Origin of the sequence: Janthinobacterium aquaticum, assembly GCF_009208565.1 — a bacterium.
Classification (GTDB): Bacteria; Pseudomonadota; Gammaproteobacteria; order Burkholderiales; family Burkholderiaceae_D; genus Janthinobacterium.
Map to the genome: position 1 here is coordinate 67,859 of NZ_WFLK01000015.1, position 15,498 is coordinate 83,356.

Here is a 15,498-nt window from a genome sequence, read left to right on the forward strand (position 1 = left end):
TTACGCGCGGGGCGCTAATCCGACCTACGTGACTCCTGGGTGTTGTCGGATTACGCGCGGAGCGCTAATCCGACCTACCCTATCCAATGCTGCTGTTAATGGTTATGCCGTGGCAGGGTCTGGCCCACGGCGCGGTATTTCAGCGCCAGCTCCATGCAGGCGCCGGTTTCGAGCTGGCCCACGCTGGCGCGGTAGATTTCCTGCCATGGCGTGGCCGTATCGGGTACCGGTGGCGGCAATTCGCGTGCGCGGTGCGCCAGCTCTTCTTCGCTGACCAGCATGTCGCAGCGCCCGGCAGTCAGGTCGACGCGGATCATGTCGCCGGTGCGCAGCAGCGCCAGGCCGCCGCCGACGGCGCTTTCCGGCGAGGCGTTCAGGATCGACGGGCTATCGGAAGTACCCGACTGGCGGCCGTCGCCCAGCGTCGGCAGGTTCAGGATGCCGGCTTTTACCAGCGCATCGGGCGGCTGCATATTGACCACTTCGGCCGAACCGGGCCAGCCCACGGGACCGGCGCCGCGCATCACCAGCATGCAGCTGTCGTCGATTTTCAGGGCCGGGTCGTTGATGCGCGCATGGTAGTCGGCCGAGCCGTCAAACACGATGGCGCGCACTTCGAACACGCCTTCGCTGCCGGGACGCGACAGATAGCGGCTACGGAACTGCTCGGAAATGACGCTGGTCTTCATGATGGCAAAGTCGAACAGATTGCCCTGTAGCGCCATAAAGCCGGCTTTTTCCTTCAATGGCTGGGCAAACGGACGGATCATCTCGCGGTCCCCACTGGCACGGCCCACCAGGTTGGTCGCCATGCTGGTGCCGGTGACGGTCAGGCGCTGCGTATGCAGCAGGCCGGCCTGTTCCAGTTCCCACATAATGGCCGGCACGCCGCCGGCGCGGTGGAAGCGCTCGCCCAGGTATTTGCCGGCCGGCTGCATATTGAGCAGCAGCGGCACGTCGTAGCCATGTTCCATCCAGTCGCTGGAATGGAGTTCAACGCCGGCGTGGCGCGCCATCGCCATCAGGTGCGGCTGGGCATTGGTCGAGCCGCCGATGGCGGCGTTGACGATAATCGCATCAAGAAACGCTTCGCGCGTCAGGATGCTCGATGGCCGCACGTCTTCATAGGCCATGCCGACGATGCGGCGCCCGGTTTCATAGGCGATCTGGCCGCGTTCGCGGTAAGGCGCAGGAATGGCCGAGCAGCCGGTCAGCGACATGCCCAGCACTTCGGCCAGCGCATTCATGGTCGATGCGGTGCCCATGGTGTTGCAGTGGCCCGACGAGGGCGCCGACGCGGCAGCGATCTGCAGGAATTTCTCATTGTCGATGGCGCCGGCAGCGAGCTGGCGGCGGCCCTTCCAGATGGCAGCGCCCGAGCCGACCAGTTCGCCATCGAGCCAGCCGTCCAGCATCGGTCCACCCGACAGCACGATGGCCGGAATATCGACCGTGGCAGCGGCCATCAGTTGGGCCGGGGTGGTCTTGTCGCAGCCGGTAGTGAGCACTACCGCGTCGATCGGGTAGCCGTGCAGGATTTCCACCAGGCCCAGGTAGGCCAGGTTGCGGTCCAGCGCAGCGGTCGGGCGGCGGCAGTTTTCAAAGATCGGATGGAGCGGAAACTCCATCGGAATGCCGCCGGCATCGCGGATGCCGTCGCGCACGCGCTTGGCCAGTTCCAGATGGATGCGGTTGCACGGGCTGATATCGCTGCCGCTCTGGGCGATGCCGATAATCGGCCGGCCCGAACGCAGTTCTTCAGCCGTAATGCCGTAGTTCATGAAGCGCTCGAGGTACAGCGCCGTCATGTCGATATGGTCGGGATTATCGAACCAGTCCTGCGAGCGGAAGCGGCGCGGTGCGCCCGATGGCGCGTTTTTCAGCTCGCTCATGCGCCGTACCAGCCTGCATCGACATAGTATTCACGGCCGGCGCACTTGGCGGCATTGTCGGACGCCAGGAACAGCGCCAGCGCGGCCACATCGTCCGGCTCCACGCGCAGCTTCAGGCATTGACCCTTGAGGATCAGCGCTTCGGCTTCCGGCGTATGCCACAGGCGCTCCTGGCGCGGGGTACGCACGGCGCCGGGAATAATGCAGTTGACGCGCACGCCATCGACGCCCAGGTCGCGCGCCAGGCCACGCGACAGGCCTTCGATACCTGCCTTGGCCGTCATATAGATCGACAGGTCCGACTGCGCCAGGTGCCAGGAGATGGAACCGAGATTCAGGATCACGCCGCTTTTCCTGGCGCGCATGGCTGGCGCTACCGCCTGTGCACAGAAATACTGGTGGCGCAGGTTGACGGCAATGCGCTGCTCCCAGTAGGCCGGGGTGACGTTCTCGATCTGGTGGCGGTCGTCGTTGGCAGCGTTGTTGATCAGGATGTCGGCGGCGCCCGCATCGGCTTCGATTTCGGCAAAGGTGGCAGCCAGCGCAGCCAGGTCGGTCAGGTCGCAATGACGAAATTTCGGTGGCTGCGGCAGGTCTGCCAACTTCGCTTCCAGTTCGCGCGACGGCTCGGTGGCGATATCGAGGAAGGTGACCTGCGCGCCCTGGCGTGCAAATGCTTCGACGATGGCCACGCCGATGCCGGTGCCGCCACCGGTAATGATGACGCGCTTGCCGGCCAGGCTGGGGTAGGTTGCGTGCTGCATGGTGTCTCTTTCTTTTATATTGGTTGGTGTTCAGATCAGGCCGCGTTTTGCCAGGCTGGCGTACAGCGCGCGCACGCCGAAAGTCCACGGTGCAATCGCATCGCAGTGCTGCACTTCGTTGACCAGTGCGCCCAGCGCCGGGCTGGCGATGGTGACGCGGTCGCCCAGGTGGTGAGTAAAGCCGCCGCCTGGGGCACCACGGTCTTTGACCGGCGAGAACATGGTGCCCAGGAACAGCATGAAGCCGTCCGGGTACTGGTGGTACTGGCCAGCCGTCTGGCGCACCAGGTCGAGCGGGTCGCGGCTGATTTCACGCATGAAGCTGGCGCCTTCGAGCACAAAGCCGTCGTCAGCGCCTTCGATCAGCAGCGACACTTCCGCTTCGCGCACGGTGTCGATGGTGAAATGCTCGTCAAACAGGCGGATAAACGGGCCGATGGCGCAGGAGCCGTTGTTGTCCTTGGCCTTGCCCAGCAGCAATGCACTGCGTCCTTCGATATCGCGCAGGTTGACATCGTTGCCCAGCGTGGCGCCCTGCACCTCGCCGCGGCTGTTGACGGCCAGGACGATTTCCGGCTCCGGATTGTTCCAGGCCGAAGCGGGCAGCAGGCCGACCTGGGCGCCGCAGCCGACCGACGACAGCGGCTGGCCTTTGGTAAACACTTCGGCATCGGGACCGATACCGACTTCCATATATTGCGACCAGGCGCCGCGCTCCTGCAGCTGCTGTTTCAGGCGCTGGGCCGCTTCCGATCCCGGTTTGAGGGCCGACAGGTCGCTGCCCAGCGTCTGCTGCAGGGCCGCGCGCAGGCTGGCCGCGCGTTCGGCGTTGCCGCCGGCCTGCTCTTCGATCACGCGTTCGAGCAGGCTGACGGCAAACGTCACGCCGCAGGCCTTGACCGCTTGCAGGTCGCATGGCGCCAGCAGCAGCGGCTGGCCGGCAGGCGCCTGCATGGCCTGCTCCAGCAGTTCTTCCACCGTACCCAGCGAATGGCCGGCCGCATGGCGCGCCACGCCGAGCGCATCATCGTGTTCCAGCAGCGCCGAAACGGTGGGCGCCACCGCCGTGATATCGATCACTTCACCGCCGCGCACGGCCACCACGCAGGGGCCATCGCGCCAGATACGGCCGATCAGGGTGGCGCGGGAAAGGTCGGAAGGCAGCAGGGAAGCAATGGAAATGGGCAGCATGACAGCTTTCAAAAGACGCTAAGGCAGAGATGACAGGGAAATAAAAGACACGAATTGGCAACGATTCTGCGCGCCCTGCCATCCGGCTGCAATTACGAAAATCACCAATTTGCATGATGATTATTGGTATTGCGACGCACCAAAAACCGTGTCTGCAAGCCGCTTCCAAGCGCATAAGTTAAGGAAAAAGCAAATAGGCGAGATATATGATGCGATGCAGCATTTGAGCAAGTCATATCTATTTGAGTATCAGATATGCGAAAAAATTGATTGGTGAGGTTGCGGTGGACAAATTAGTATCAGCCGTGGCCTGCATTGGCCCCCAGTAAAAGGCGGCCTGGACAGACCGCGATGCTGGCACATTCAACTATCGAAGACGATGGAGACCTGGAAATGAAAACAACAATGAAAATGCTGGCCGCGAGCCTGACCCTGGCCATGTGCGGCATGTCCGTGATGCCGGTTGCCGGCGCTGCCGACAAAGGCGCCGTAGGTATCTCGATGCCAACCAAATCGTCGATGCGCTGGATCGCCGACGGCGACAACATGGTCAAAGTGTTCAAGGAACGCGGCTACAAGACCGACCTGCAATTTGCTGACGACGATATTCCGAACCAGCTGGCGCAAGTGGAAAACATGATCACCAAAGGCGCCAAGGTGCTGGTGATTGCTGCGATCGACGGCACCACCCTGACCAATGTGCTGCAAAAAGCAGCCGACAAGGGCATCAAGGTCATCTCGTATGACCGCCTGATCCGCGGCACCAAGAACATCGATTACTACGCCACGTTCGACAACTTCCAGGTTGGCGTGCTGCAGGCAGCCTACATCGAAAACGCGCTGGGCCTGAAACAAGGCAAGGGTCCGTTCAATATCGAACTGTTCGGCGGTTCGGCTGACGACAACAACGCTCACTTCTTCTACAACGGCGCGATGTCGGTACTGAAGCCATACATCGACAGCGGCAAGCTGGTGGTGCGCTCGAAACAGATGGGCATGGAAAAAGTGGCCACGCTGCGCTGGGATGGCTCGGTAGCGCAAGCCCGTATGGACAACCTGCTGAGCGCCTACTACGGCAACGCCCGCGTGGACGCCGTGCTGTCGCCATATGATGGCCTGAGCATCGGTATCCTGTCGTCGCTGAAAGGCGTCGGCTACGGTACGCCGAAACAGCCATTCCCGGTCGTAACAGGCCAGGATGCTGAAATCCCGTCGGTCAAATCGATCATCCGCGGCGAACAGGCTTCGACCGTGTTCAAGGACACGCGCGAACTGGCCAAAGTCACCGCCAACATGGTTGACGCGATGATGAACGGCAAACAGCCTACCGTCAACGACACCAAGACCTACAACAACGGCGTGAAAGTGGTGCCATCGTTCCTGCTCAAACCAGTCATCGTCGACAAGGCGAACTGGAAGCAAGTACTGGTTACCGGCAGCGGCTACTACACCGAAGCACAAGTGAAATAAGTTTCGTACACCGTAATGCAGGCCCGGCCACGCCGGGCCTTTCGCGTCACAGAATATCAAGAATGGACTGCCGCACGGCCGGCGCACATGGCTTGGCCATGGCGATCTGTCGTGCCAGAGAGGTTATATGACGAACACTATCCTGGAAATGCGCGGGATACGCAAGACGTTCCCGGGCGTAGTCGCGCTCGACAATGTCAATCTGCGCGTGCGCAGCGGCGAAATTCACGCCATCGTGGGTGAAAACGGCGCCGGAAAATCAACCCTGATGAAAGTACTGAGTGGCGTGTATGGCCACGGCAGCTACTCGGGCGATATCGAGTATCAGGGCCAGGTGCGCCAATTTCGCGGCATCAAGGACAGCGAAGAAATCGGCATCATCATTATCCATCAGGAGCTGGCGCTGGTGCCGCTGCTGTCGATTGCCGAGAACATCTTTCTCGGTAACGAGCCGGCACAGATGGGCGTCATCGACTGGGAATACACGCAGAAAAAAACCCGTGAACTGCTGCAGATGGTCGGCCTGAAAGAGTCGCCCGATGCACTGATCACCAATCTGGGCGTGGGCAAGCAGCAGCTGATCGAAATCGCCAAGGCGCTGTGCAAGGACGTCAAGCTGCTGATCCTCGACGAGCCGACCGCCAGCCTGAACGAAAGCGACAGCGCGGCCCTGCTCGACCTGCTGCTGGAACTGAAAAACCAGGGCATTTCGTCGATCCTCATTTCGCACAAGCTCAACGAAATTTCGCGCGTTGCCGACGCCATCACGGTGCTGCGCGACGGTAACACCGTTGACAGCTTCGACTGCCGCGTCGAACCGGTCAGCGAAGATCGCATTATCGCCAAGATGGTGGGACGCGAGATGGCCGACCGCTATCCGCCGCGCACCTCGCACATCGGCGAGACCATTTTCGAAGTACGCGACTGGCGCGTATTTCACCCTGAGCATGCTGATCGCGCCGTCATCAAGGGCATCAACATGCATGCCAAAAAGGGCGAGATCATCGGTATCGCCGGCCTGATGGGTTCGGGCCGCACCGAACTGGCGATGAGTATTTTCGGCCGCGCCTACGGCCAGCGCATCAGCGGCACGGTACTCAAGGACGGCAAGGAAATCGACGTCAGCACCATCGGCAAGGCCATCGAGCACGGCCTGGCGTATGTGACGGAAGACCGCAAGGGTCTGGGCCTGATCCTGGAAGAAGACATCAAGAAAAACACCAGCCTGGCCAATCTGGCGGCGGTGTCGAGCAATTCGGTGATCGACGAGGCGCGTGAATTCAACGTGGCCGACGACTATCGCCGCAAGCTGAAGATCCGCTGCTCGAGCATCTTGCAAAAAGTCGTCAACCTCTCTGGCGGCAACCAGCAAAAAGTGGTGATTGCAAAGTGGCTGTTTTCACGCCCCGATGTACTGATACTCGACGAACCGAGCCGCGGCATCGACGTGGGCGCCAAGTACGAGATCTACAGCATCATCAACGAGCTGGCCGCAGAGGGCAAATGCATCATCATGATTTCGTCGGAAATGCCTGAACTCTTGGGCATGTGCGATCGGATTTATGTCATGAACGAAGGCCGCTTTGCGGCGGAACTAAGCGCAGCAGAAGCGTCGCAGGAACGGATCATGCGCGCGATCGTCAAACACGGAGAAAGCAATGAGCAATAAAACGACAGCCGCCGCAGGCACCGGCAACGCGGCACCGGAAGCCAAAAGCTACGCCGGCTTCTTGAAAAACAATATGCGCGACTACGGCATGCTGCTGTCGCTGATCGTCATCATGGGCTTTTTCCAGTACATGACGAACGGCACGCTGATGGAGCCGCTGAACCTGACCAACCTGGTACTGCAAAACAGCTATATCGTCATCATGGCGCTGGGCATGCTGATGGTCATCGTGGCCGGCCATATCGACCTGTCGGTCGGCTCGGTGGTCGGTTTCGTCGGCGCACTGGCGGCCGTACTGATCGTCAATTACGAGATGAACTTCATTGCAGCGAGTATTCTGTGCCTGCTGGCCGGCGCCGTGATCGGCGGCGCGCAAGGCTATTTTGTGGCCTTTTTCAAGATTCCATCGTTTATCGTGACGCTGGCCGGCATGCTGGTGTTCAAGGGCCTGACCCTGGCGCTGCTGGCCGGTCAATCGGTCGGTCCTTTCCCGGAAGGCTTCCAGATGCTGAGCTCGGGCTTCCTGCCTGATCCGTTCCAAGGCGATAACCTGCGCGGCTTCTCGCTGCTGCTGGGCGTGATCGCTGCCGCCGCTTTGATCATCACGTCGCTGCGCAGCCGCGCCAAGCAACTGAAGCACGGTATGGAAAACGAGCCGCGTGCTTTCTTCCTGCTCAAGAACGGCATCTTTGCTGCCGTGATGGTCTACTTCAGCTATCTGCTGGCGTCGTACCGCGGTTTCCCGAACGTGCTGGCGGTGATGTCGGTCCTGATCGTGGCTTATACCTTTATTGCCAACCGTACCGTCATGGGCCGCCGCGTGTACGCCGTCGGCGGCAATGAAAAAGCGGCACGCCTGTCGGGCATCAAGACCGAACGCGTGAGCTTCTACACCTTCGTCAACATGGGCATGTTAGCTGCACTGGCCGGCCTGATCTTCGCAGCCCGCCTGAACACCGCCACGCCGAAAGCCGGTACCGGCTTCGAGCTCGACGTAATTGCAGCGTGCTTTATCGGCGGCGCTTCGGCTTCCGGCGGCGTGGGCAAAGTGATGGGTGCGGTGATCGGCGCCTTTATCATGGGCGTAATGAACAACGGCATGTCCATCATGGGCATCGGCATCGATTACCAGCAAGTGATCAAGGGCCTGGTACTGCTGGCCGCCGTGTTCGTGGACGTGGTCAACAAGAACAAATCGTAAGATCGCAGTCGTAACAGTTCAGGCCTTAGGGGGCCGGAAGCCGGTGCTTGCACCGGCTTTTTTTATGTGCGTCTTGCTGAGGCACTAGAACGTGACGCCATCGGCCGTACACAGCCTGATGGCATTGCCCGGATTGATCAGCTGCGACCAGACCCAGTTATGGTGCGCAACGATGGCGGGCGCGACCAGGTGCGGCCGATCGCGCGTGGTGTGCGCGTCGCTGATCACCACCGTCGCCAGTTCCAGGCTCGCTGCCCGGCGCACGCTGGTGTCGATGCAAAATTCGGTTGCGTAGCCACAGACATAGATCGTGTCGATGCCCGCCTGCTCCAGATGCTGCTGCAGGCCGGTATGGCGAAACGCATCGCAGGACTGCTTGGCGCTGACATGGTCTTGCGGCTGTGGCGCAATCAGGGCGGGAAACTGCCAGCCATGCGTGCCCGCTTCCCAGCTCGACCCTGCAGTGTCGTGCTGCACATAGATCACCGGCACACCGGCACCACGCGCCCGGGCAATCAGGCCGGCAATGCGCTCGAGCATCACCTCAGCCTGCCAGGCTGGCGGCTCGCTCAATACGGCGTTCTGGAAGTCGATAACGATCAGGGCATGGCGCATGGGATTTCCTTTGTTTGATATTCCCTAGTATGCATTTTTATTCAGCCAAGCTGTGCGCTACATGGCAATGCACACGCCATGACCACCTGCTCGTTCCATACGTCGAGCGCTTATACGATTGCTCGGCCAAGGTGATGCGGCGCTGGTGGGCAGCAGTACGCCTTGCGATTGTGCCTTGCGGGTGGTGCTGAAGAAAATGAAAAAAGCGATGATGCCCAGCGTGATAGCCAGGAACAGCAGAGTCAGTAGCAGATGGCTGACAGGTCGCGCCAATATAACCGTGCCATATTGCCGAGTGCTCAGGTGCTCAAGGGTTTGCTGGCGGAACAGCGGCTGAGCAGCTTGAGGGCGGGTTGCTGGCGACGCCAGAGCACCGGGTTGGTCACGCAAAATATTTAACTTTACGATTTAAAGAATATGAAAGGATGACTGGTTTTCATATCTCATTTTCTATATTTTTGTATTTAATATAATTCAGTATTGGCAGAAAAGAATATGCCAGGAAAAAAACCCTCATTACCGTAAAGATAAAATACATTAGATTTGAATCTGTACGAGCAAGACCTACACTTGCCAAAAGGAAAAACATTAATCCAATCGATATATAATCCAACCATACAACCATTGGAGCCACAATGGTCTTCATTTTTTCACCAGTGTTTATGATCACCATTCGCTTGCCATATCGCAACCGAATAAAAACATAAAAAAGTACGCAGGAATTTAATACAGAGTATACCAATTCAGCATAATCAGCAGAATTAATTTGATGAAGGTAAGCAAAAGAGGTAGAAAAAAAACTATTTATAAATATAAAAAAAGGCAAGAGTTTTTGATATTGCTTCCACTCTACCGCAGGAATTTTTTTATATCTTTTCGTTACAAAAATTGGAAAGAACGGGTTGATCCCTACCTGATTGTCAGACGAAAGCAAAATCATATCTTAACTTTACAAATTAGTAAAAAATTTACAAGAAGGAATTTGGATCAGAGAATTGCCCCTGAGCCCTAAACCTTTGGATAGTTTCAATGTGCAACTGATCGCATCAATTTCATAAATTTTAACTCTTGCATTATGCCTCCATAAAGTTTCGGCTTCGCCTTGAAACCGAAATGCCACATTAAAACTCATTACATTGTGAAGTCAACCTATTTTCAAAAACGCAAAGAATTTATTTTTTATTTATCGTGACGAAAAAACTCTAAAACTTACCCCTCAAACAATGAATCAACTGAAAAATTTTTCACATTTTTAAACCAAATGATGCATTTAAAAATTTAAAGGGGCGTGGCAAATGAGCCAAAATACCGGATGAGGTAAACGTCTCTCAAGACATACTTGAGAAATATAATTATTTTCCAAGTTAAAATTTTATTTTCAATTAATTCAATTTTATAAAAAACATTTTTTTAAATTCCGTTATTTTTAAAAAATTCCTTTATTAATTTACACTCAGAAATTTTTACTGTCAATAATTCACAATATTATTTTTATTACATTTTTGAAAGGTTTTCAAGAATGGCGCAATTGTTATGGTGCGCAACAATGGCGGGCGCGGCCAGGTGCGGCCGATCGCGCGTGGTGTGCGCGTCGCTGATCACCACCGTCGCCAGTTCCAGGCTCGCTGCCCGGCGCACGCTGGTGTCGATGCAAAATTCGGTTGCGTAGCCACAGACATAGATCGTGTCGATGCCCGCCTGTTCCAGATGCTGCTGCAGGCCGGTATGGCGAAACGCATCGCAGGACTGCTTGGCGCTGACATGGTCTTGCGGCTGTGGCGCAATCAGGGCCGGAAACTGCCAGCCATGCGTGCCCGCTTCCCAGCTCGACCCGGCAGTATCGTGCTGCACATAGATCACCGGCACACCGGCACCACGCGCCCGGGCAATCAGGCCGGCAATGCGCTCGAGCATCACCTCAGCCTGCCAGGCTGGCCGCTCGCTCAATACGGCGTTCTGGAAGTCGATAACGATCAGGGCATGGCGCATGGGATTTCCTTTGATTGATATCGCCTGGTATGCATTTTTATTCAGCCAAGCTGTGCAGTACATGACAACGCAATAGCTTGAGATTGTATGTCTGACGATGCCGGGGTACCAGACTGCTCACGCAATTGATATTGCTACACTCAACCTATCAAATAAATAATTTATTCTTGTTTTTCAAATTATTTACAAAAAAGCCTTTACTTATAAGCACAAACCAAAAAACTAAAATAGTTCCTATAATAATTATAGAATATGTTCGCGAACTTTCTATTGAACTTGCCACACCAAATTTCATCCCAAACAGCTTTTGTTCGTAACCAAAAAAAATTGTTTGAAAAAAATTCCATGAAAAATGAGCGCCTATGGAAAGCCACAAAGCATCTGTGATATAAGCCATCATCCCCAGTAGTATTCCAGCCATTAAAACAAGCAAAATTCTCGACTGGTATAAATCCGGCAAACTCCCTTTGTGTACATAAGCAAAAGCGCAAGCAGCAGGGAAAATCACAAGGGGTGCGTATATTGGCTTTACAAAAGATCTTCTCAAAAATCCTTGTAATAAACCTCTAAATAAAATTTCTTCCATTACACCCGCACCAAATGAAAAAACAAGTGCATACAGGATAAGTTGAAGATTTAATCTGGCAGAAATAAACGTAACATCCTCAGCAACCCAATATAAGAAAATTGATGAAATAACGGCAATTGATCCATAAATCCATCCTACCATTAATTCTCGAAAAGGTTGACTCTTATTAAAGAATTCAGTTTCTCTTTTGTTTTCTTTAAAATACCAAAAATAGCAAAAGAAAAACAAAAAGAAAATCAGGAAAAATAATAATAAAAAATGATTTTCATTTAATTTTTTAAGATAAATTTTTATGTATGTGGCATATGAAAAAATGCAAAAAACCAACAAGAAAAAGTATTTTTTCATAAAAGCAAAAATTAAATTAAATAATTTTACAAAGAAAGAAGTAATTTATATCCTAAAATAATATACTGAATATAAATTTCGACTCAGAACTGAATATCATCAAATAAATATAGAATATATTTATTAGAAATTTTTTAATATATCACCATATTTTAAAATTTCCAACAAGAAATTATAATTTAATTACAGGACTGTAATCTCAGTTTCAATCGTATCGTTAAAGATAATTCAGCCAGTCTCGCACCTGGCGTAGTTGTCAAGGCTTCAGCTGGCATATGCGCATCTGGCGAATCATTCACTTGTTGACCTTGATGGGAAAGTAGATCGTGCTGCTATCGGATTGGTCAGCATGGATTTCCATGAAAATGCAGCGCGTAGCACGACCAATGGCCATAAACAGGTAATGGCATTGAGACTCGTCTGGAATTTCGATAAGTACGTGATTGGCGGTGCGGGCTTATCTATGAAGAGCTTGGCTCATGGCGCTGGCGATTGGCTGGCAAGGTTGCACGGCATATTCAAAGCAGTCTGGCTCTGAAAAAATAGCAGGCTGCGAACGGAGGATATGGTCACCCGTATCTAAAGTCATCCAGCAGCCAACCGCGCCGCCCTGCAACCCCACCACGCCGCTTCCTCGAATACGGAAAAACCCGACAGGTCGGCATGCGCAAACAGGATGGCGCCGTCGTGTTCGCGCAGCGCTTTGAAGCCGGCATTGCTGCGAAAGCCCGGCAGCGGGGCGGCCATGGCGTGGCCGCGCACGGTGATGTCGACGCGCTCGACGCAGCTGGCGAACTGGCGGCCGTAGGCGCTGTGCAGGTCGACGCTGGCCAGCGCCAGCAGTTCTTCCGGCGTTGCCGTATCGAGCCACTTGCGCGCCTGTTCCGGCGTGCGGTCCGACAGCGCGACATAGGCGCTGAAAACGGTTTTTTCGGGCGGGCGCACGCGGATGTCCTGGTGGGTCGAGACCACGTAGCCGAGGCCAGGCTCCTGGTACACCACGTTGTCCCAGCACAGGGGAGCATGCGGCAGTTCGTCGGGAAAGCGCTTGAGCAGGAAGTTGGCCACCATCCATGGCGCATACGCGGGTACATGGCGTTTGATGTCAAAGCCGTAGCTGGCGATGTCTTTCACCACGCGCGCGGCTACATACAAGGGCATGGCGCAGATGGCCTTGCGGGCCTTGACCAGATACGTGCGCGGCTGGCCGTCGATCAGCTCCATGCACAGCGCTTCGACGCCTTCAGCAGTGGTGGTGACGGAGACCACCGTGCCGGCGCGGCGCCGGATGCCGGAGCTTTGCTCCAGTGCGCTGGCCACCGGCTGCATGCCGCCGGGCCAGGTCAGCCAGGCGCCGTTGCCGGCATTGGCAGCCTGGCCCCAGCGGCTGCAGTAGTAATGCAGGCCGGCCCAGGCCGAAACCTGGTCATAGCGCGTGCCGTAGTCGTCGCGGCAGCAGTAGTTCAGATACCAGTGCAGCGTGGGCGAGGTGTAGCCCTGCTGCTCAAGCCAGGCTTTCAGCGTGATGCGGTCGAGCGCCTGCCAGGCCGGGTCCTGCGACGATTCGACGGTCGGGAACACGAACACACGCTTGCCGTCGTTGCCGCGCGCCTGGCGCAAGCGCCGCACTTCGGCAAAGAAGCGTTCATGCTGCGCCAGTTCCTCGTGCGATACGCCTTCGGTGGGAATAAAGCCGTCCTGCCACTGGCCGTTGAACAGCAGCCGCTCTTCGGGCGCGTGCAGCACGTAGCGCTCATCGTAGTACGGCTTTTCGGCCTGCGGGTCGCGCAGGATATAGCCGAGGTCAAACAGGATATCGCGCACATGGGTGGACTCGGGCGATGGCAGCGGCAGGTAATGGCCGCCGGTCGGATAGGCCAGCTCGCCGAACTGGCCGCCTGCCGCATTGCCATAAGGCTGCGGGCCGTCGATCATCAGGCTATCGTGGTGGCCGAGCTTTTTCAGCTGCCAGGCGGCAGTCAAGCCGGCCATGCCCGAGCCGAGTATGGCCACATCGGTCACCAACGTTTCGGATGGCGGCGGCAAGGCAGTATGCTCACGCAGCAGCTTGCGCAGCGCGTGGCCCTCCTCGCGGCCGGGATAGAGCACGCGCGGCGTGATTTCCTGCCAGCGCAGGTAGGCTGCGATACTGCCGGCGCCCGCTGCCACGGCGGCCGCACCGCCGGCAGACCATAACAAAAAAGAGCGGCGCTGCATCAGCGTATCACCCGGTTCCAGTCCTGCTCGAATTCATGCACCAGCGACTGCGTGTTGAGTCGGTTCGGCGCCATCGGCAGCTTCTTCATGTCGGGCGGGAAACTGAACATTTCGCGCGTGGTGTCGGCGTTCAGATAGCGCATAGTCAGCCGGTAACGGGTGGGTGGCGTGTAGTCAGCCTGCGGCGAGGCGAGAATAAAGCCCCATTCGCCGAACGAGGGCACATAGGCATGATACGGCCAGGTGCGCATGCCCACTTCGCGCAGCGTGGCGTCGATGGTCCAGTAGGCGTGCGGTGCAAAGAAAGGCGAAGTCGATTGCACCACCATCAGGCCCTTGGCGGCCAGGTGTTTTTTCACCAGGTCATAGAACGGCACCGAATACAGCTTGCCCAGCGCGAAGCTCGATGGGTCGGGGAAGTCGACAATGGCCGCGTCGAACATCTCGCTGCTGCCACGCAGCCAGACGGCGGCGTCGGCGTTGATGACGGTCACGCGTTTGTCCGAGAACGATTTGTGATTCAGGGCAGCCAGCTCGGGGCGGGTGGTAAAAGCGCCTGTCATGGCCGGGTCCAGGTCGACTACGGTCACGTGTTCGATATTCGGATAGCGCAAAATCTCGCGCAGCGCCAGGCCATCGCCGCCGCCCAGTACCAGCACGCGACGCGCCCACGGCAACGCTTCGAGCACCGGATGCACCAGCGCCTCATGGTAGCGGTACTCGTCGCGCGAGGAAAACTGCAGGTTGCCGTTGATGTACAGACGCGTATCGTCCTTCCAGCGCGTGATCACCAGCCGTTGATACGGGGTGGTAGTGGAATAGATGATCTGGTCGCCGAACAGGCCATGCTCGCCCCACGCCACCATGCGGTCCGACATTGCGAAGCCGGCCACCAGCAGCAGCAGGACGGCGCAGGCGCGCAGCAGGCGCCCGGCCAGGTTTTTCAGTTCGGCGCGAAACACCCAGATGGTCCACAGGCCCACACCGACATTGAGCATGCCGAACAAAAAGCCGGTGCGCACCAGTCCCAGATGCGGCGCCAGCACCAGCGGGAACAGTACGGAGACGGCCAGTGCGCCCAGGTAGTCGAACGTCAGCACGCGGCTGACCAGTTCGGAAAATTCGGTCTGGCGCGAATTCAAGGCGCGCATCACCAGCGGCACTTCCATGCCAACCAGCGCGCCGATCAGAAACACCATCACATACAATAAGGTGCGGAACGGCGCCGCCATCCAGGAAAAGGTCATGAACAGGATGGCAGCGGACAGGCCGCCGATCAGGCCGACAGCCAGTTCGATATCGACAAAGCGCGACAGCACATCGTCGTCTTTGACATACTTTGAAAAGTGAGCGCCTACACCCATGGCAAACAGGTAGCAGCCGATAATCGTGGAAAACTGCAGGATGGAGTCGCCGAGCAGGTAGCTCGACATGGCGCCGGCGATCAGTTCATAAGCCAGGCCGCAGGAAGCGACCACGAAGACGGACAGAATCAGAATCTTTTTGTTCATGTGGGCTTTTTTTGTTCTAATATGCTTAAACGTTATCAAGTT

14 protein-coding genes are annotated in these 15,498 nt (G+C 56.5%); 4 read left to right on the forward strand and 10 right to left on the reverse strand.

The genetic code is table 11. The features are described from left to right. Positions 1-95 precede the first annotated feature (95 nt). The 3 genes from GCM43_RS21185 to GCM43_RS21195 are packed head-to-tail and all read right to left on the reverse strand — an operon-like array spanning position 96 to position 3,847. The gene (locus tag GCM43_RS21185) at positions 96-1,892 is read right to left on the reverse strand and encodes an IlvD/Edd family dehydratase (protein WP_152247874.1); all 1,797 of its coding nucleotides are present in this window, start codon (positions 1,890-1,892) and stop codon (positions 96-98) included. Continuing rightward, the gene (locus tag GCM43_RS21190) at positions 1,889-2,656 is read right to left on the reverse strand and encodes an SDR family NAD(P)-dependent oxidoreductase (RefSeq protein WP_152247875.1); all 768 of its coding nucleotides are present in this window, start codon (positions 2,654-2,656) and stop codon (positions 1,889-1,891) included. Before GCM43_RS21190 ends, GCM43_RS21185 begins: the two co-directional genes overlap by 4 nt. 30 nt (positions 2,657-2,686) lie before the next feature. Continuing rightward, on the reverse strand, positions 2,687-3,847 hold the full coding sequence (locus tag GCM43_RS21195; protein WP_152247876.1) for a fumarylacetoacetate hydrolase family protein: 1,161 nt from the start codon (positions 3,845-3,847) through the stop codon (positions 2,687-2,689). A gap of 438 nt (positions 3,848-4,285) precedes the next feature. Here GCM43_RS21195 and chvE point away from each other — a divergent pair, with 438 nt between their 5' ends. The 3 genes from chvE to mmsB all read left to right on the forward strand — a co-directional run bounded on the left by chvE (position 4,286) and on the right by mmsB (position 8,187). Further along, a complete protein-coding gene (chvE, locus tag GCM43_RS21200) occupies positions 4,286-5,317 on the forward strand; it encodes a multiple monosaccharide ABC transporter substrate-binding protein (RefSeq protein ID WP_413770978.1) in 1,032 nt (343 codons plus the stop codon). 127 nt (positions 5,318-5,444) lie between these two features. After that, positions 5,445-6,986 (forward strand): multiple monosaccharide ABC transporter ATP-binding protein, encoded by a 1,542-nt coding sequence (mmsA, locus tag GCM43_RS21205; protein ID WP_152247878.1) that lies wholly within the window; start codon positions 5,445-5,447, stop codon positions 6,984-6,986. Then, on the forward strand, positions 6,976-8,187 hold the full coding sequence (gene mmsB, locus GCM43_RS21210) for a multiple monosaccharide ABC transporter permease (RefSeq protein WP_152247879.1): 1,212 nt from the start codon (positions 6,976-6,978) through the stop codon (positions 8,185-8,187). The genes mmsA and mmsB overlap by 11 nt, the downstream gene beginning before the upstream one ends. A gap of 84 nt (positions 8,188-8,271) precedes the next feature. Here the strand turns inward: mmsB and GCM43_RS21215 are convergent, their stop codons facing one another. The 5 genes from GCM43_RS21215 to GCM43_RS21235 all read right to left on the reverse strand — a co-directional run bounded on the left by GCM43_RS21215 (position 8,272) and on the right by GCM43_RS21235 (position 11,728). Next, a complete protein-coding gene (locus GCM43_RS21215; protein WP_152247880.1) occupies positions 8,272-8,802 on the reverse strand; it encodes a cysteine hydrolase family protein in 531 nt (176 codons plus the stop codon). Between the two features lie 57 nt (positions 8,803-8,859). Then, positions 8,860-9,192: a hypothetical protein gene (locus GCM43_RS21220; RefSeq protein ID WP_193315694.1), complete on the reverse strand. Its 333-nt coding sequence runs from the start codon at positions 9,190-9,192 to the stop codon at positions 8,860-8,862. A gap of 46 nt (positions 9,193-9,238) precedes the next feature. Further along, positions 9,239-9,742 (reverse strand): hypothetical protein, encoded by a 504-nt coding sequence (locus tag GCM43_RS21225; protein ID WP_152247881.1) that lies wholly within the window; start codon positions 9,740-9,742, stop codon positions 9,239-9,241. Positions 9,743-10,296: 554 nt separating this feature from the next. Then, the gene (locus GCM43_RS21230; protein ID WP_193315695.1) at positions 10,297-10,791 is read right to left on the reverse strand and encodes a cysteine hydrolase family protein; all 495 of its coding nucleotides are present in this window, start codon (positions 10,789-10,791) and stop codon (positions 10,297-10,299) included. Between the two features lie 148 nt (positions 10,792-10,939). Then, positions 10,940-11,728: a CPBP family intramembrane glutamic endopeptidase gene (locus GCM43_RS21235; protein WP_152247883.1), complete on the reverse strand. Its 789-nt coding sequence runs from the start codon at positions 11,726-11,728 to the stop codon at positions 10,940-10,942. Between the two features lie 349 nt (positions 11,729-12,077). On the opposite strand from GCM43_RS21235, the gene GCM43_RS21240 reads away from it, so the two are divergent. Beyond that, the gene (locus GCM43_RS21240) at positions 12,078-12,266 is read left to right on the forward strand and encodes a hypothetical protein (protein WP_152247884.1); all 189 of its coding nucleotides are present in this window, start codon (positions 12,078-12,080) and stop codon (positions 12,264-12,266) included. A gap of 47 nt (positions 12,267-12,313) precedes the next feature. Here the strand turns inward: GCM43_RS21240 and GCM43_RS21245 are convergent, their stop codons facing one another. Both GCM43_RS21245 and GCM43_RS21250 read right to left on the reverse strand, forming a co-directional pair. Then, positions 12,314-13,945: an NAD(P)-binding protein gene (locus GCM43_RS21245; RefSeq protein WP_152247885.1), complete on the reverse strand. Its 1,632-nt coding sequence runs from the start codon at positions 13,943-13,945 to the stop codon at positions 12,314-12,316. Beyond that, entirely contained in the window at positions 13,945-15,456 is a 1,512-nt protein-coding gene (locus tag GCM43_RS21250) for a polyamine aminopropyltransferase (protein WP_152247886.1), read from the reverse strand. Before GCM43_RS21250 ends, GCM43_RS21245 begins: the two co-directional genes overlap by 1 nt. Positions 15,457-15,498 lie beyond the last annotated feature (42 nt).